At 34.4% G+C, this 16,171-nt stretch carries 18 protein-coding genes and 1 tRNA gene; 10 read left to right on the forward strand and 9 right to left on the reverse strand.

Annotation, left to right across the window (positions count from 1 at the left end; genetic code table 11):
- Positions 1–9 precede the first annotated feature (9 nt).
- Together KY054_02575 and tsaE are read right to left on the reverse strand one after the other, a co-directional pair.
- Positions 10–83, reverse strand: a tRNA-Ala gene (locus tag KY054_02575).
- Positions 84–106: 23 nt separating this feature from the next.
- Positions 107–565, reverse strand: coding sequence for a tRNA (adenosine(37)-N6)-threonylcarbamoyltransferase complex ATPase subunit type 1 TsaE (gene tsaE / locus KY054_02580; GenBank protein ID MBZ1356632.1), 459 nt, complete (start codon positions 563–565; stop codon positions 107–109).
- A gap of 93 nt (positions 566–658) precedes the next feature.
- On the opposite strand from tsaE, the gene KY054_02585 reads away from it, so the two are divergent.
- From KY054_02585 to ruvC, 5 genes are all read left to right on the forward strand, one after another.
- Positions 659–1,990, forward strand: a complete 1,332-nt coding sequence (locus KY054_02585) for a GspE/PulE family protein (protein MBZ1356633.1) — start codon at positions 659–661, stop codon at positions 1,988–1,990.
- 174 nt (positions 1,991–2,164) lie between these two features.
- Entirely contained in the window at positions 2,165–3,151 is a 987-nt protein-coding gene (ruvB, locus tag KY054_02590) for a Holliday junction branch migration DNA helicase RuvB (protein ID MBZ1356634.1), read from the forward strand.
- 1 nt (position 3,152) lies between these two features.
- On the forward strand, positions 3,153–3,818 hold the full coding sequence (locus tag KY054_02595; protein MBZ1356635.1) for a lamin tail domain-containing protein: 666 nt from the start codon (positions 3,153–3,155) through the stop codon (positions 3,816–3,818).
- An 8-nt stretch (positions 3,819–3,826) separates the two neighbouring features.
- Positions 3,827–4,540 (forward strand): YebC/PmpR family DNA-binding transcriptional regulator, encoded by a 714-nt coding sequence (locus tag KY054_02600; protein MBZ1356636.1) that lies wholly within the window; start codon positions 3,827–3,829, stop codon positions 4,538–4,540.
- Complete coding sequence (ruvC, locus tag KY054_02605; protein ID MBZ1356637.1) at positions 4,537–5,013, forward strand: crossover junction endodeoxyribonuclease RuvC; 477 nt, start codon at positions 4,537–4,539, stop codon at positions 5,011–5,013. Before KY054_02600 ends, ruvC begins: the two co-directional genes overlap by 4 nt.
- 3 nt (positions 5,014–5,016) lie before the next feature.
- On the opposite strand, the gene tyrS is transcribed toward ruvC, so the two are convergent.
- Positions 5,017–6,219, reverse strand: coding sequence for a tyrosine--tRNA ligase (tyrS, locus tag KY054_02610; GenBank protein MBZ1356638.1), 1,203 nt, complete (start codon positions 6,217–6,219; stop codon positions 5,017–5,019).
- Between the two features lie 77 nt (positions 6,220–6,296).
- Here tyrS and KY054_02615 point away from each other — a divergent pair, with 77 nt between their 5' ends.
- Positions 6,297–8,195: a transglycosylase domain-containing protein gene (locus KY054_02615; protein ID MBZ1356639.1), complete on the forward strand. Its 1,899-nt coding sequence runs from the start codon at positions 6,297–6,299 to the stop codon at positions 8,193–8,195.
- Here KY054_02615 and dnaN read toward each other — a convergent pair.
- Together dnaN and dnaA are read right to left on the reverse strand one after the other, a co-directional pair.
- Positions 8,192–9,316 (reverse strand): DNA polymerase III subunit beta, encoded by a 1,125-nt coding sequence (dnaN, locus tag KY054_02620; protein ID MBZ1356640.1) that lies wholly within the window; start codon positions 9,314–9,316, stop codon positions 8,192–8,194. The two genes, KY054_02615 and dnaN, sit on opposite strands and share 4 nt — an antisense overlap.
- Before the next feature lie 163 nt (positions 9,317–9,479).
- A complete protein-coding gene (dnaA, locus tag KY054_02625) occupies positions 9,480–10,832 on the reverse strand; it encodes a chromosomal replication initiator protein DnaA (GenBank protein MBZ1356641.1) in 1,353 nt (450 codons plus the stop codon).
- Between the two features lie 229 nt (positions 10,833–11,061).
- On the opposite strand from dnaA, the gene rpmH reads away from it, so the two are divergent.
- The 4 genes from rpmH to KY054_02645 are packed head-to-tail and all read left to right on the forward strand — an operon-like array spanning position 11,062 to position 12,775.
- The gene (gene rpmH, locus KY054_02630) at positions 11,062–11,196 is read left to right on the forward strand and encodes a 50S ribosomal protein L34 (GenBank protein ID MBZ1356642.1); all 135 of its coding nucleotides are present in this window, start codon (positions 11,062–11,064) and stop codon (positions 11,194–11,196) included.
- Between the two features lie 11 nt (positions 11,197–11,207).
- Positions 11,208–11,549: a ribonuclease P protein component gene (gene rnpA / locus KY054_02635; GenBank protein ID MBZ1356643.1), complete on the forward strand. Its 342-nt coding sequence runs from the start codon at positions 11,208–11,210 to the stop codon at positions 11,547–11,549.
- Between the two features lie 15 nt (positions 11,550–11,564).
- Positions 11,565–12,320 (forward strand): YidC/Oxa1 family membrane protein insertase, encoded by a 756-nt coding sequence (locus KY054_02640; GenBank protein MBZ1356644.1) that lies wholly within the window; start codon positions 11,565–11,567, stop codon positions 12,318–12,320.
- On the forward strand, positions 12,317–12,775 hold the full coding sequence (locus KY054_02645) for a KH domain-containing protein (GenBank protein ID MBZ1356645.1): 459 nt from the start codon (positions 12,317–12,319) through the stop codon (positions 12,773–12,775). Before KY054_02640 ends, KY054_02645 begins: the two co-directional genes overlap by 4 nt.
- A gap of 46 nt (positions 12,776–12,821) precedes the next feature.
- On the opposite strand, the gene KY054_02650 is transcribed toward KY054_02645, so the two are convergent.
- The 4 genes from KY054_02650 to KY054_02665 form a co-directional block, all read right to left on the reverse strand.
- Positions 12,822–14,633 (reverse strand): DUF87 domain-containing protein, encoded by a 1,812-nt coding sequence (locus tag KY054_02650; protein MBZ1356646.1) that lies wholly within the window; start codon positions 14,631–14,633, stop codon positions 12,822–12,824.
- A 2-nt stretch (positions 14,634–14,635) separates the two neighbouring features.
- The gene (locus tag KY054_02655) at positions 14,636–15,271 is read right to left on the reverse strand and encodes a hypothetical protein (GenBank protein MBZ1356647.1); all 636 of its coding nucleotides are present in this window, start codon (positions 15,269–15,271) and stop codon (positions 14,636–14,638) included.
- 1 nt (position 15,272) lies between these two features.
- Positions 15,273–15,692: a PrgI family protein gene (locus KY054_02660; GenBank protein MBZ1356648.1), complete on the reverse strand. Its 420-nt coding sequence runs from the start codon at positions 15,690–15,692 to the stop codon at positions 15,273–15,275.
- Between the two features lies 1 nt (position 15,693).
- Positions 15,694–16,171 (reverse strand): hypothetical protein (locus tag KY054_02665; protein MBZ1356649.1); only part of this gene is annotated, 478 nt, incomplete at its 5' end.

Consider the following 16,171-nt stretch of genomic DNA (forward strand, 5'->3'; position numbering starts at 1 on the left):
AGTTCCTTATGGTGGACCCGCGGGGAATTGAACCCCGGACTCATCCATGCCATGGACGTGTGTTGCCTCTATACCACGGGCCCCTAAGCGATATACTTATATCATATTACAAAATATCATCAACGCTTCCGAGTATTATTTCTCTTTTATTTTTATCAATAAATTCAAAGCTTACAACTATGGATTTTTCAGGCACAAGTTCCTTGACCACATCCACCCACTCGATTAATACAATGTTTTGAGGATCATTAATAATATCACTAAACCCAAGAGATATTAATTCTTTGGGGTCTTTTATTCTATAAACATCGAAATGATAAAAGTTCTTAAAATTATCATTATTTGATATTTCAAATCTTCTAAAAATAACAAAAGTGGGGCTAAGAGCTTTTTCTTTTATGCCAAGCTCTTTAATAAAGCCCTGTGCAAAGGTTGTTTTCCCTCCTCCAAGATCCCCCTTTAGTCCAATAATAACCGCCTTAGTAACTTTTTTAGCTAAAACTTTTTTGGCCAAATCAGCTCCCAGCTTCTTCGTTTGTAATGATGACGCACTTAACGTTTTCATTATTAATACAATTACTTAAAAGAAGAAAAAAATCAAGATGAGTTTGACGAATTCAACAATTTGATATAAATTGAATTAAAATAACAATCTCAAATGGATCAAGCAAAAAAAATAACTAAAGAAATCAGTATACCCAGAAGTCTTTTCTTAGATGCTAAGAAAGAAATATCTTCAATATCTTCATTTTCTTCATTTTTAGAAAAATTCCTATCCAGTAACACCTCTGAAATACTAGAAGTCATCTTAGCTTCTAGTATTATTTTAGATGTATCAGATATCCATATTGAGCCCGAAGAAGAAAATGCAAAGCTCAGAGTTAGGCTTGATGGAATACTTCACGACGTGATAGAATTTGACCTTAAAATTCACAAAGGAGTGTTATCACGAATAAAACTACTTTCAGGAATAAAGCTTAATATCACCGGAAAATCACAAGATGGAAGATTTTCAATTACATTTCCCGTAATAGAAAGGGGGGGAATAGATTCCGGAGAAGATGAATTGATTGAAATAAGATCGTCATCTCTTCCGTCAGAGTATGGAGAAAGTGTTGTTATGAGATTACTTAATCCAAAAAAATTAGTAGAAATGGAAGAATTGGGTTTACGAAAAGACTTGGGTGAAATTTTTGCACGAGAGGTTAAGAGGCCAAATGGCATGATTATTGTTACCGGACCAACTGGATCTGGTAAAACCACTACCCTTTATGCAATTCTTAAAAAAATAAGGAAGCCCGAGATAAAAATAATTACAATTGAAGACCCCGTTGAATATCATCTTGCAGGAATTTCTCAAACCGAAGTTCGTCGCGAAAAAGGATATGATTTCGCTAATGGACTTAGGGCTATAGTCAGGCAAGATCCCGATGTTATATTAGTCGGTGAGGTAAGAGATCTAGAAACCGCTCAAATATCTCTTCAAGCAGCCCTTACCGGACATCTAGTTTTAACAACCCTGCATACTAACGACGCAGCCGGTACTATTTCCAGAATTCAATCTCTTGGAGAGCAGGCTCATAATATCGCTCCGGCCGTAAATATTATTATCGCACAAAGACTGGTAAGAAAAATCTGTATGCACTGTGCTACTCTTCATACTGTCACTGAAGAAGAATATCAAAAACTAAGAAAGTCTCTTGGGAAACTTTCTGAAGAAATAGTATCTTTTTCTGAAGATATAAAGATTCCTAAAATAGTAGGTTGTACTAAATGTAACGACACTGGATACAAGGGAAGAGTGGGAGTATTTGAAGCACTCATTATTGATGCAGAAATGGAAAAAATAATATTATCATCGCCGCCATCATCTGAATTAAAAGAAATAGCTATCACCAAAGGGATGATAACTATGTATCAGGACGGACTTATTAAAGTGATTAGGGGAGAGACAACGATTGACGAGGTTGAGCGAGTAGCTTTCGATTAACAAAAAAAGCACCAGAGCTGGGGTCCCTAAATAACTTATGGTAGTTAGGTACTCAAAGCTTTTAAACTTCTTCCGAGGAGAAATTTAGTCGTGAAACCAAATTATCCATTTTACTAAGAAAAAGCTCAAAGGACCCCCAGCTCTGTTGCTTTCGATACATTAACTATAACTAATATGAAAAATTTGTCAAGCCCTGAAGAGGAAACTGCTAATGACTATGTTTTCGATTCTACCCTCAGGCCTAGTGCTTGGAGTGAATATATTGGACAAGAAAAGATAAAGAAAAATGTCCAAGTTATTATCGGTGCGGCAAAAAAAAGAAAAGAATCCTGTTGCGAACATATTCTTCTCTACGGCGGATCTGGATTGGGCAAAACCACCTTAGCAAGGCTTATCGCTAAAGAAATGGGCTCTAAAATCAAGATCACTTCGGGAACCTCAATAGAAAGATCTGGCGATTTAGTAGCTCTCTTAACAAATCTTCCGGAAGGAGGAATTATTTTCATAGACGAGCTTCATAGACTAAGCAAAAATTGTGAAGAAACTATCTATCCTGCCCTAGAAGATTATAAGCTTGATTTAATTTTAGGTAAAGGGCCAATGGCCAGAACTCTTGAATTGAAGCTTCCTAGATTTACTTTAATAGGTGCAACCACTCGATTGGCTTTTCTTTCTTCCCCCCTACGCAGTAGGTTTGGGGCGACCTTTAAGCTTGATTTTTATAACATAGAAGAAATGGAAAGAATTATTAAAAGGTCTGCTAAAATACTTGAAATTGGAATTGACGATGATTCTATTAAAATTATTGCATCTAGATCCCGATTTACTCCTAGGGTAGCAAATAGACTTTTAAAAAGAGTGAGGGACTTCACTCAGATAGAAAATAAAGATAAAATAACTGAAGAGTTGACTGAAAAAGCTTTGAAAATGCTCGAGGTTGATGAATTAGGATTAGAACCGGGAGACAAGAAGATTTTAGAAGTATTGGTTGATAAGTTCAAAGGAGGTCCGGTGGGGCTACAAGCTCTCTCTGCAGCCTGTGGAGAAGAAGAAGAAACTATTCTCGATATATACGAACCATATCTTCTTCAAATGGGACTAATTGAACGAACATCAAGAGGAAGAATAGCTACATCAAAAACCTATCAACACTTGGCCTAATATGTTAAAGGGATTAATAATTGCTATTACGATTTTATTGCCCTCGGTCGTTTTCTCCCAAAATTTAATTATTACTGAAGTTCAGGTCCGAGGAGAATCTTCAAAAGAGTCCTTCATTAAAATACATAACCCTGCTCCAACAAATTTAAATATAGCTGGATTCAGACTAAGAAAAAAATCTTCTACTGGTAAAGAATATTCAATTCGAGTCTTTCCAAAAGATAGCTTTATCCCCGCAAAAGGATATTTTATTTGGGCAAATTCTAGAAATGACTATCATGTATCAATTGGTGCCGACACTTGGAGCACTGCTTCCTTATCCTCCAATAACAGCCTTGCCCTTTTTAATAATGATAGAGAAATAATAGACTCATTAGCGTGGGGAACTGGAAATGATCAATTTAAAAAAGGAAACCCCTTTGATCAAAACCCAGAAAAAGGAGAGATTATAAAAAGAAAGATAAATGATGGTGAATATAAGAATACTGGTAGCAATAATGAAGATTTTTTTATTTACCCAGAAAGAATAAACAATGAAATTATAGATAATGTTTTTTTAGAAAAAACTGCCTCTCTTGAAAAAAATAAGCCCTTCCCTTTCTTTTCTGCTTTAATGGTTGCTATATTCTCTTCATTGGTTGTATTATCTATAAAGAAACTTAACTAATCAATTTTATGGCAGGACATAGTCATTGGAAGAATACAAAACACACAAGAGAGGCTGATGCAAAAAAAAGAGCCTCAACTTTTACTAAAATCGGCAAAGCAATATCTCTTGCGGCAAAAGAGGGTGGTCCTAGCATTGATTCTAATCCGTCACTAAGACTTATCGTTGAAAAAGCTAAAAAATCAAACATGCCCAAAGAGAATATAGAAAGAGCGATTAAAAGAGGTTCTGGCGAATTAAAAGAGGGCTTACTAGAGGCATTTATCTTTGAAGCTTACGGACCAAGTGGAGTTGCTATTATTGTTGAAGGAATTACTGATAATAAAAACAGAAGCCTTTCTGACTTTAAAACAATTATAAATAGATATAACGGTAAGTTTGCAGAGTCGGGGTCAGTCAAATGGATGTTTCAAAAAAAGGGCCTTATTACAACTAGTCTTGTAGAGGACATAGATGATTTAGAAGTTAAACTTATCGTGTTAGGAGTGGATGATTATAAAATCCAAGACCAGGAAATAAATATATATACAAAACCCGAAGAATTAGAGAAAATAAAATTGGAATTAATAAATCAAGGATTAAGCATAGAATCCTCATCTTTCACCTGGATCCCCTCAATTCCAGTTGAAATAGACAAAAGAAATACAAAAACTTGTGATAAACTTTTTGAAGAGCTTGACGATAACGATGATGTACAAGAAATATATTCAAATATAAAATGATTATAATAGGAATAGATCCTGGAATAGCTACAACTGGATATGGAGTTATACAATCAAGAGAAAGAGATTCTCTTGATTGTATTGATTATGGAATAATTAAAACATCTCCGGGAACACTATTCCCAGACCGACTCAAAATAATAAATGATGATTTTATATCCCTAATAGAAAAATATAACCCGAATGTAATAGCAGTTGAAAGTATCTTTTTTTTTAAAAATGCTAAAACTGTGATACCCGTTAGTCAGGTGAAAGGAATATTTATGATGGTGGCCTCCCAAAAAAATATTCCTATTCATGAATTCACCCCTCTTCAAGCAAAAATGGCTACAGTAGGTCATGGGCGGGCACAAAAAAAACAGGTTCAAGAAATGGTTAAATTATTATTAAACCTAGACGAAATTCCTAAACCTGATGATGCAGCCGATGCCTTGGCTATTGCAATTTGCTATGCCTCTCTTAATTGTAAGTAAATATTAATCTATCTTAGCAAACTTCCTTTTGCCAACTTGAATTACCATTCCTTTTTTAGTCATTATTTCTTGTTTCCAATCTAATTGAACATCCTTTTCAATTTTAACTCCTCCCTGCTCTATTAGTCTTTTGCCCTCTGCCTTAGAGGAAACTAACCCGGAAGACAAAAGAAGGTTTAATATATTTAAAGACTTTTCCTTTACCTTAAATGTTGGAATTTGAGATGGCAGTTCCTTTTTTTTAAAAACCTTGCCGAAATCTTTTTCTGCTTTCTCTGCCTTTTCAGAGTCATAACAAATAGTTACTATTTCTTTTGCCAAAAGAGATTTTGCCTCCATCGGATTGATCTTTCCGCCAGTAATGCTTTCTTTAATTTCAAGAACATCTTCCATGGAAATTCTAGTTAATATTTCTAGCCCAGAAATTATTGATTCATCTGGCCACGACATTATCGTGCCATATATATTACTAGGAGTTTCTTCTAGTGAAACTGCACCTCCTTCCGTCTTTCCCATTTTTTTACCATCAGCGGTGACCAGCAGCTTCATTCCTAAAACGAATTTTTCTTTTTTCTTTAGATTCTTCATTAAGTCTCTACCACAAAGCATATTAAATATTTGGTCTTGGCCTCCTATTTCTAAATCAACGTCTATGGCTACGCTGTCATATCCCTGAACTAATGGATAAAGAAATTCATGCAAGTATATCGGCTTTTTTCTGTTTATTCTATCTTGAAACATGTCTCTTGCCATCATCTGTTGCACGGTAAAATTAGAAGCTAATCCGATGACCTCAGAGAAAGATAGCGAGTCATTCCATTGGCTGTTATAAAGAATTTTAGCCGGGTTAGGCCCCTCAAAATCAAGAACCTTACTCGCCATTCTTTTATAGTTTTTTGAGTTATTAAGAACCTGCTCCCTGGTTAATTTAACCCTAGTTTCTTTCTTATCAGTCGGATCACCAATCATTCCAGTAAAATCTCCGATAAGAATTATCACCTCGTGACCTAGGGTCTGAAAATCGGCTAGTTTTAAAAAAGTTACCAAGTGTCCTATGTGTAAATAAGGGCTTGTTGGGTCATAACCGCAATAAAGGCGAATTTTCTTCTTTTTATTAAGAAGTTCTGTAAGTTTTTCTGAAGAAGGATAGACTATTTCTACGGCTCTTGATACCGCCTCTTTGATTTTTACATCTTTATTTTTCATACTAAAAAGTATATCAAACTTATTATAAATTTGCTATATTTAAATAAATCGTATAGAATAACGAATTCTGATTTATTATGTTCAAAAAATATTACAAAAATATATATAAAAGTAGTGGGAGCGGCAAGTCTAGCACTAAGAATATATTTAAGAAGCTTTTCCAATGGTTTTTATTGGCGCTACTTATGGGCTCCGTTTTTAGTTTAGCGGTGTTTGTTTATTTCGCAAAAGATTTACCGCGACCAGAAAATTTCACCGAAAGACGATTTATAGAGCCTACCAGAATATATGACAGAACTGGTCAAGTTATTTTATATACAATATTTGGAGAAGAAAAAAGAGACTTAGTTTCAATAGACCAAATCCCCGAGCATTTACAACATGCAGTGATAGTAACCGAGGATGCTAATTTCTATAGTCACATCGGAGTTGATTTTAGGGGCATTGCTCGTTCTTTTTTAGAGAATATAAGGCTCCGAAGAGTGGCCCAAGGCGGTTCAACAATATCACAGCAGCTAATCAGGTCAACCTTTCTTACCGGAGAAAGGACCCTTGAACGAAAAGTTCGAGAAGTTATTCTTACTATTGAGCTTGAAAGAAGATATTCAAAAGAAATGATTCTAGAATTTTACTTGAACCAAATTCCTTTTGGAGGAAACGCTTATGGTGTTGAAGCGGCTTCACAAACCTTCTTCAATAAGTCAGTCTCTGAGATAACTGTTCCTGAAGCAGCTATATTAGCAGCACTAATCAGAAGTCCTGGTAGACTATCCCCCTATGGCAATAATATAGACGCACTAATGATTCGAAAGAATTACGTTATTGATAGAATGGTTTATAAAGGATATCTCTCATATGAAGAGGGTCAAGAATTTAAGGAAGAAGAAATTGTTTTCTCTCCTATAAACAGACTATTAAAGGCTCCTCACTTTACATTAGAGGTTGTTAGCTACCTTATGGAAAAATATGGAGATGAGTACTTAAGAACTAGAGGGTTAAAAGTTTACACTACACTTGATTGGAACTTGCAAAAAAAAGCCGAAGAGATAGTAAAGAGAAGGGTCGCATTGAATACTTCTTTCAATTCCCATAATTCATCGTTGGTAGCACTAAACCCTAATAGTGGAGAAATTTTAGCAATGGTTGGTTCGGCTAATTATTTCAAGGATCCTTATCCAGCGGGGTGTACCCCAGGGGAAAATTGTCTCTTTGAACCATACCCAAATGTAACAAAACGTTCCAGACAACCAGGTTCGGCTTTTAAGCCAATTGTTTATGCTAGTGTCTTTAAAAATGGTCATAACGACCAAACAATAATTGTAGATGAACCAATCAATATCGCTGGCTATGCCCCAAGAAATTATGATGGTCTTTTCAGAGGAGCTGTTACTATTAGGCAAGCCCTTGCTCAATCTCTTAATATTCCGGCTGTTAGAGCAACCCACCGACTTACCAATGTAGAAGAGGTTCTTCAAACAGCAGGTGATCTTGGAATAACCACTCTAGTCCACCCTGCCTCTTTTTATAGATTGCCCCTAGCACTAGGGACTGGCGAGGTAACCCTCCTTGAATTAACTTCTGCTTATGGAGTTTTTGCGGCTGATGGATTCCATGTTCCTCCAACATCAATAATAAAAATGACCGATTCTAGAGGCAGAACAATAGAGAAAAGAAACGTAACTCCTCGTAGAGTTTTAAATTCTAATGTCGCTAGATCGATTACAAGTATCTTATCAGATAATGAAGCAAGGAGCCCTGTTTTTGGATCAAACTCTCTGTTAAATATACCCGGCATATCAGTAAAAACAGGAACCACTCAAGACTACAGGGATGGTTGGGCTATTGGATATAATAATTCTATTGCTGTTGGAGTTTGGTCTGGTAATAACGACAACACCCCGATGCGAAATGCACCTGGGGCGGGAATAGCTGTTCCTATTTGGAAAGAATTTATAGAATATGCCACTTCCTTCTAATTGGCTCTTATCGGCATTACAATATAGAGAAAGTCTGATTCTCCGACTGGCTTAAAAACTCCAGGCTCAGATCCGCTATTGGTTTCAAAAACTATTTCAGAGCTTTTAATATTGCCAAGACCATCAGTTAAAAATCTGTGGTTGAAAGAAACACTCTCTTTTTTTCCAGTAATTTTTCCTGTAAGGGTGGATGAATATTCCCCAGAATCAGGACTCTGACTTAACACCTCAACCTCTTTTTTGTCAGGATCTATTCTCAATACCACCTCGTTCACTTTACCACTAAAAAGACTAGCAGCTTTTATTTGATTCAAGAGATCGTTTCGATTTAAAATAGCCTGTATACTATTTTTGGCTGGTATTATCTCTTCATAATTAGGATATTCTCCTTCAATAATTCTTGAGGTAAACTTTATTTGAGGGTGAATAATTTCTTTCATAGTCAATTCAAACAAAACCTGACTTGCACCTAAAACAATATTTATATCTCCGTCTTTTTCTCCAAAAATACCAATGATTTCCTTAACGGCTTTTTGTGGAAGAATAAATGAAAAATCATTCTCAATTACTTTGTTTAATAATAAACTCTTTTCTCCAAGCCTATAACTATCAGTTGCGACTAATTTAAGTCTGTCTTTTTTAAAATTAAAAAAAATGCCTGATATTTCCGGACGAGTAGTGGAAAAACTAGGAATATCTGAAATTTGAGATAACCCTTTACAAAGATCTTTCGCATTAATTAATATTGAATTCTTTTCAGCAACCTCTGGAATTATCGGAAAATCATCACTATTAAACCCTTTTATTTGTGTCTTATAACTACCACATTCAATTATTAAATCATTCTTGATTGTTGTAAGTTCAATATTTTTATCTGGTAAGAAATTAATAAACCCGGATAAAATATTAGCTGGAACAACAACCTCTCCCTCTTTCTCGGTTTTTGCTATAGCCCACCACTGAATACCAGTCTCTAGGTCAGTTGAAGAAATATTAATAATATTTTTCTGAGCTCTTATAATAATATTTTTTAAAATAGGAAGAGAAGAAGATCTTGAGGATATTCTTTCTGTAATTCCAACACCTTCTTTAAATTTTAATTGATTTATTTTTATCTTCATCTTTTTATTTATTAAATAATATAGTTATTATAGTCTAGGTAATTTTAATTAATTATTTAAGCTTAATTTGTGTTTAAAATAATAGGGGAGGGGCGGTTTAAGAAACTGGGTAAAATCGTGTTAATAACTTTTTGTTTATTTTGACTCCATTTTTATCCCCATTTTATAAACTTAAAATAAACTGTTTTATCAACTCTATTTCCTCCTTCAATGTTTCATTGTTTTTTATTTCCTTTTCAATTTTATCACAAGAATGGATAACAGTTGTGTGGTCTTTTCCGCCGAGCTTTCTTCCTATAAAAGGGAAGGAACAACTTAGTTCTTTTCTTAAAAGATACATAGTGATTTGTCTCGGTCTTACAATTTCTTTTTTACGAGAAACATCTAACATATCTTTTTCTTTTATATCATAGAATTGGGCAACAGCCTTAATAATTTTCTTGGGGGTTGTATTTTTAGTTGATGATCGGAAAGCACTTTTAAGGATTGATTCGGCTTTATTTAAATCAACAACTTGATTTCCTAGTTTTTGATGGGCGATAAGCTTATTTAAGGCACCCTCTAATTCTCTTATGTTTTTCTGGATATTAGTTGCTATATAATTATAAACATCATCTGAAAAATCGGCGTTCTTTTCCTGGGCTTTAGTTTTTAATATAGCTAGACGTGTTTCAATGTCTGGTTGACTTACATCGGTTATCATTCCTCCCTCAAACCTAGACCTTAGTCTTTCCGCTAGTGATTGAATTGATCTCGGGGGTCGATCAGAGGATATTATTATTTGTTTGTTCTTTTCATAAAGACTATTAAATGTATGAAAGAATTCTTCTTGAGTTTTTTCTTTACCTGAAAGGAATTGGACATCATCAATAATTAGCACATCAACATCTCTATATTTTAATTTAAACTCTTCCATGGTTCTGTTCCGGATTGAGGAAACAACTTCAGAAGTAAATTTTTCTACCGATACATATCTAATTTTTTTATTCGGGAAGTTTTTAATTATTTCATTTCCTACAGCTTGCATTAAATGAGTTTTTCCAAGACCGACTCCTCCGTATATAAATAATGGGTTATATAGTGTGCCTGGATTTTGCGATACTGCTTGCGCAGCAGCGTGTGGTAATTCATTAAAAGGACCCACAACAAAATTATCAAAAGTATATTTCGGGTTAAGATTAGTTTCTTTATCTGTATTTAATTCCATAAACTCCAATTGGTTGGAGTTTACAGGGGTATTAGTATATTTTTTAGTGGCCTGGGTTTCTTTATTACTGACAATATATTTCACGTCTTTTACCTTGCACCCATTCACCTCGTTTATAGTTTTAATAATAATCTTATTATACTTGTTTTCTAGCCATTCTTTAGCAAATGAATTAGGCACAGAAACCATTACCTCAGAGCTATTCACTGAGATTATTTCTGTATCCTTGAACCATGTATTAAAGTTGGCTTGAGATATATTTAATTGTATCTGAGCTAATACTGCGCCCCAGAGTTCGTCTTTGGTCATATGTTTTTCCTTACGGAATGATTATATCATACGTCAATAAACTAAGAAAACCAAGCGTTTAACCTAAAAAAATATTAAAATTGTTGAAAAGCTGTGGACAAAATGGGGATTAATTTTGATTATTACGATATTGGAAATTAGTTATTTTTTTAAGATAATTAGTAGCTTTTTGATTTGACTTTTTAAGATAAAAACAGTACCATCTTAGAATAGATTTAATCTTAAAAACATGTCTATTACATATCAACCAAAGAAAAGAAAAAGAAAACGAACTCACGGTTTTCTTAAAAGATCTAACACAACAGGCGGAAGGAGAGTTCTTTTAAGAAGAAAAAGAAAGGGCAGAGAAAGACTTACAGTATAATTAAAGTTCAAATGCTTTCTTTTGAGAACAGATTAAAAAAAGAAAAAGATTTTGACAGGGTTTTTAAGGAAGGAAAGGGGGTTGTTTCTGATGAAGTAGTAATTAAATTCATTAAAAACGACTTGAATAATAATCGGTTTGGGTTTATTGTTTCTAAAAAAGTATCCAAGAAAGCCGTTAGAAGAAACAGGATCAAGAGAGTTTTAAGGGAACAGGTTAGATCTATAATTCAAGATATGTCAGTTGGTTGGGATGTCATAATTATAGCGAGACCAAAAATTTCAGAAAACAAATCAAGCGATGTCAATCAGATATTAGGGGGAGTATTTAAAAGAATTGGAATTTTGAAATAGCACTAAAAGTCTAAAATGCAATTAATTTCTTTGTTATTTGATATGTTTCTTTATCGACCATTAATGAATGCGTTGATATTGCTTTATCAAATTATTCCTGGAAACGATTTCGGGATAGCTATAATTCTTCTCACGGTCCTTATTAGGCTTGTTCTCTACCCTCTAAGCGCCAAAGGTATCCAGTCTCAAAGAGCCATTACTGAAATTCAACCTAAGATCAAAGAAACTCAAGAGAAATACAAGAATGATAAGGAGAGACAAGTAAAGGAAGTTTTAAATGTATATAAAGAAGCCAAGATTAACCCCTTTTCTGGGTTTTTACCGCTTTTCATACAGTTACCTGTGTTAATTGCTCTTTATAAGGTCCTATGGGGCGTACAAGAGCTTGAGGCGGGTATATTGTATGGGTTTATATCTCATCCCGGCTACATAAATTTTCTTTTTTTAGGGATTATTGATTTGGCTAAATCTGGAATGATAGAAGTTGATGGTGGGTCTTCTTTTTTATTAGGAAACATGTTAATTATTATAGGAGCAGGGGTTGCTCAGTTCTTCCAAATGAAAATGATTACTGTTCAGAAACGAGAGACTAAAGGAAAGAAGGACGCAACACAAGAGATGGCTGATAAAATACAAAAGCAAATGCTTTACTTTTTCCCCTTTTTTACCATATTTATTCTTTTGAGATTGCCGTCGGCTATAGCATTATATTGGCTTATAGGAACAGTATTTTCGATAATCCAACAACACTTTATCCTTAAAAAAATATGAATAACGAATACCAAGAAAAAATAAGAGAAGAGGTTAATGGATTTTTTGATACAGCAACATTTAAGGCTGACGATATTGATATTTCTTTTAGAGAGAATGTTTTTATGATTTGCCTTAAAATGAATGATCCTAAAATATTAATTGGAGAAAAGGGCCAGACATTATCTGAAATTCAGCACCTTTTAAGGCTTTTATTAAGAAAGAAGATGGGTGATGATATCTTTATAGAGATAGATATAAATGATTATAAAGAAAAAAAGAAAAGAGCCTTACAGGATATAGTCAAGGATGTTGCGGATGAAGTAGTTTTTTATAAAAAAGAAAAAGTTCTGCCACGAATGAATCCTTATGAAAGAAGAATAGTGCATATGGCCTTAAAAGAAAGAAACGATGTTCAAACTGAAAGTATTGGAGAGGGATTTTCTCGGAAAGTAGTTGTTAAGCCAATCTTTTAAGAAAGAAAAAAATAGCCCCTTGAAGAGGCTATTTTTGTTTTGTTGCTTATATTTCTTTGAGCCAATCTTTTTCTTTTTTTAATCGATTCAGCGCTTCGGGGGAAGTTGTTATTATTTTATCTTCGGTTGGGGAAGCAATAATTTTCATTGCAACATGTTTATGTCCCGCAAAGAATATTCCCTCTCCAATAGATCCTTCTAGTAAAATCATTTTCTCTTCATCGGTTAAATTAAAAACAGCTTGAATTTTATCTATAGCGGCCGGAGACTGTTTGAGAAGTGTTTTTAGAGCCGCATTGTTAATAATTGGCTGTCCATAATTTGATCTCATAAAGTCAGAAACGTCTTGAGTGATCGCAGTAACTCCCAGCCAGTATTTTCTTGACCTCTTAAATAGTCCAAATAAAAATGATGCCCCGTCTTCAGTTTGCATTAATAGCCAAGCTTCATCAGCAATGAGAATTCTTTTCTTAAGGGAAGAGGTTACTGTTTTCCAGATATATCTCATTACCATAAACATGGCCATTGGCCTTAATTCCTCTTCTAGATTTCTTATTCCAAAAACGGTCATATTATTACCCATTGATACATTAGATTTTTGGTTAAAGAAATTAGAATAGGCTCCGGTTGTAAACTTTTTTAATCTTCTAACAAGAGACTCAGTTCCTTCCATGTTTTCTAGCACTTGTTCCAGATCAGACATTACGGGGACATTAGCACTCCATGTAGAGGGACTAGAATCTGTAGTAATATCTTTTGCAGCATAGGTTTCAGATATTGCTTGATCGATGATTGCATCTTCTTCAGGAGTAAGGCCTCCCATCATAATTCTAAAAAGCCCAACCAAGTTAATGGAGTTTGATCTTAATACTTCTTCTGGATTTTCGCCCTCGCCCGGAATAGGAATATCAAAAGGGTTAATATGACTATGTGAAGAGAGTGAGATATCATAGAATGATCCGTCCACTGCTTCTGCTAAAACACGATATTCATTGTCTGGATCGATAATAATAACATCAATCCCTGTCATTAAATATCTTAGGGCCTCTAGTTTAACTAGATAAGATTTACCCGATCCAGAGGTTCCAAATATTATTGAGTTAGGATTTTCTAAACTAAATCGATCAAAAAGAATTAAGGAATTATTATGAAGATTAACACCATAAAGAATTCCATCGTTGGAACTAAGATCAAATGATGTAAATGGGAAAATACTAGAGAGTGGCTCAGTATTCATTGGGGTATGGTTTTGCAACATATCCATTCCGTAGGGGGCGGTCGAAACAAACCCCTCTTTTTGCTGGAAGATAGCAGGCTTTATATAAATGAGCTTTGCTTCAAGAATAGACCTTAATTTACTCTCTATTTTTTGAAGATCATTCTCGCTATTCCCATAAACTGTAATATATATACCCAGCTTAAACATTCTTTCTTGGGCGGACATTAACTTATCTCTTAGCTCTTCAAGGTCACGATAGGCTATTTCAAGGGCAGGATCCCTGACTAACCCTTTAGACGATTTTTCGGATAATTCTGCCTGGACTTCCGTTACCTTACGCCTCAATTTCTTTAAGGTTTCTCCCGTGTTAATCGGATGGATAAAGAATGATATATCCATCGGCACATTAAGGTTAATTACAGGGAACAGCCAAGCACTGGTAAGGTATTGAGGGTAGGAGAAAACAAAGAAAGACTTTGCAAAAGCATCCCCTATTTTAAGATGGTTTTGTGCAACCTCTATAAATGGCGGAGCGACCAGGTCCTTTATATTTAGAATTTCTGCTTCCAAAGTTTCGCCTATCACAGTTTTCTTTTTGGAGGCGGGTATTAAATTTTTTATAAAATCAAAATTAGGCATTTTTATGTAATAAGTTCTTGAGGAAACTCTGGGTAATAACCAGTTTCAGATTCTTTAGGATGGTGTAGGCTCCAGAATAATTCAATTAGCTCGGGAGAAGTAAGCGGTACGGCTTGTAATCCACATCTTCGTAATCCTAGAGCAGCAAACTCCATTCTTTGCCACAGCTGGCTTTTACACCTTTGGAAAACTTCCTCGGTTAATTGGGGAGATTCTTTTTTCTTGCCAGGGATAGTAAGTCCGGTTGCTTCTATTGTGGCATAAGGTATTATCACAAAAAAATTCTTAATTAAGATATCTTGATTCGCAACTATATTTTGGATAAAGTTTTTATACTCTTTTGTTTGTGCTCTTAGCATCTCGTTCGTTTGGTTTTCTTCCAGGAAGTTTATTTTATCAAGATACCCTGTGATATTAAGTTTTCTGGACTGACAAAGTATTTGGGTTGAAAAATCCAATGAATTAAGAAAGTCTTGAAATTGGTAGATAATAGAATTTTGTTCTTCAACTGATTTTAGTGCAAAGTTGACGGATGAAACTATTAAAACACCCCTCAAGGTTTTATTTTTAAGGATCATTACGCCGTCTCTTATTTGGTTTATTTCAAGAAATTGTTGAGTAGATGTTTTTTCAGCCATATTATTTTAATTCAATTTCGTTCCATAATTTTTTCAGTCTACTTTTCTCCGCAGACTTAATCGTTCTTCCTCTAGTTAAAATTACAGGAACCTCTTTTTGCGGCTCGCTCAAAAGAACTAATTTGGGAGTAAATGCTTTTTTTTCCCAAATATAAATTTTTGGCTTTGCAAAGAATTCAATTGATTTTTTTATTACAATAAATAGAGGAAATCCTTCTACTTGAAGAAAAGTTAATCCGATAGCTGTTCCCATTAAAATAGAAGTTATGATAAGCCATAAAATAAAACTAGTCTCAGCAATAGTAAAAAATAAAACAAGAGAAATTGTTCCAGCAATAGATATAAATATAAATTGCTTAAACGTGAGGGGACCAACTATTTTAAGTTCGTGTTCAATGAATTGTGGTACTTTATATTGCATATTATTCTATGGGCTCTCTATACAGGTCGTTATTTTCTGCAATAACATTTTCCCTAGTATTTTCTTCTGGTATTTTTTTAGCACCAACACCACTAGGAGATTTTTCAATTCCCTCAGCTTTGTCTTTTTTTGTTATGTCGTAAAGATTGGCAATTTCATCTTTCAGCGGGAATAAAATGAATCTAGCTATTTCTCGAACAACATCTTTTGATACTTCAGGTGATAGGCCTGTTTTTTGAGAAATAAAAATCTCTAATTCTTCAGGAGGGAGTAAACCTAAGAGAACATATCCAACTGCTTCTGCCACATCGCCAATATTTTCGTTTGGAACATCATTTCTTTTACATGTATTTAAAATATTCCTGGATGTTGCAGTAGAAAAAAGAGCCTCTTTAAGATTTTCCGAGAGGTTTTCATATATGCCTGATAATTCTTCTTCAGTGTATTGCTTCATGTACATCATTCTACCAAAGAAGAAT

The organism is Candidatus Nealsonbacteria bacterium (genome assembly GCA_019923605.1).
In the GTDB taxonomy this organism is placed as follows: Bacteria; Patescibacteriota; Minisyncoccia; order Minisyncoccales; family CSSED10-335; genus JAHXGM01.

Excerpts from the sequence above, each read along its gene's own strand:
- tsaE (MBZ1356632.1), bottom strand. The coding sequence starts at position 565 with ATGAAAACGTTAAGTGCGTCATCATTACAAACGAAGAAGCTGGGAGCT.
- KY054_02585 (MBZ1356633.1), top strand. The coding sequence starts at position 659 with ATGGATCAAGCAAAAAAAATAACTAAAGAAATCAGTATACCCAGAAGT.
- ruvB (MBZ1356634.1), top strand. The coding sequence starts at position 2,165 with ATGAAAAATTTGTCAAGCCCTGAAGAGGAAACTGCTAATGACTATGTT.
- KY054_02595 (MBZ1356635.1), top strand. The coding sequence starts at position 3,153 with ATGTTAAAGGGATTAATAATTGCTATTACGATTTTATTGCCCTCGGTC.
- KY054_02600 (MBZ1356636.1), top strand. The coding sequence starts at position 3,827 with ATGGCAGGACATAGTCATTGGAAGAATACAAAACACACAAGAGAGGCT.
- ruvC (MBZ1356637.1), top strand. The coding sequence starts at position 4,537 with ATGATTATAATAGGAATAGATCCTGGAATAGCTACAACTGGATATGGA.
- tyrS (MBZ1356638.1), bottom strand. The coding sequence starts at position 6,219 with ATGAAAAATAAAGATGTAAAAATCAAAGAGGCGGTATCAAGAGCCGTA.
- KY054_02615 (MBZ1356639.1), top strand. The coding sequence starts at position 6,297 with ATGTTCAAAAAATATTACAAAAATATATATAAAAGTAGTGGGAGCGGC.
- dnaN (MBZ1356640.1), bottom strand. The coding sequence starts at position 9,316 with ATGAAGATAAAAATAAATCAATTAAAATTTAAAGAAGGTGTTGGAATT.
- dnaA (MBZ1356641.1), bottom strand. The coding sequence starts at position 10,832 with ATGACCAAAGACGAACTCTGGGGCGCAGTATTAGCTCAGATACAATTA.
- rpmH (MBZ1356642.1), top strand. The coding sequence starts at position 11,062 with ATGTCTATTACATATCAACCAAAGAAAAGAAAAAGAAAACGAACTCAC.
- rnpA (MBZ1356643.1), top strand. The coding sequence starts at position 11,208 with ATGCTTTCTTTTGAGAACAGATTAAAAAAAGAAAAAGATTTTGACAGG.
- KY054_02640 (MBZ1356644.1), top strand. The coding sequence starts at position 11,565 with ATGCAATTAATTTCTTTGTTATTTGATATGTTTCTTTATCGACCATTA.
- KY054_02645 (MBZ1356645.1), top strand. The coding sequence starts at position 12,317 with ATGAATAACGAATACCAAGAAAAAATAAGAGAAGAGGTTAATGGATTT.
- KY054_02650 (MBZ1356646.1), bottom strand. The coding sequence starts at position 14,633 with ATGCCTAATTTTGATTTTATAAAAAATTTAATACCCGCCTCCAAAAAG.
- KY054_02655 (MBZ1356647.1), bottom strand. The coding sequence starts at position 15,271 with ATGGCTGAAAAAACATCTACTCAACAATTTCTTGAAATAAACCAAATA.
- KY054_02660 (MBZ1356648.1), bottom strand. The coding sequence starts at position 15,692 with ATGCAATATAAAGTACCACAATTCATTGAACACGAACTTAAAATAGTT.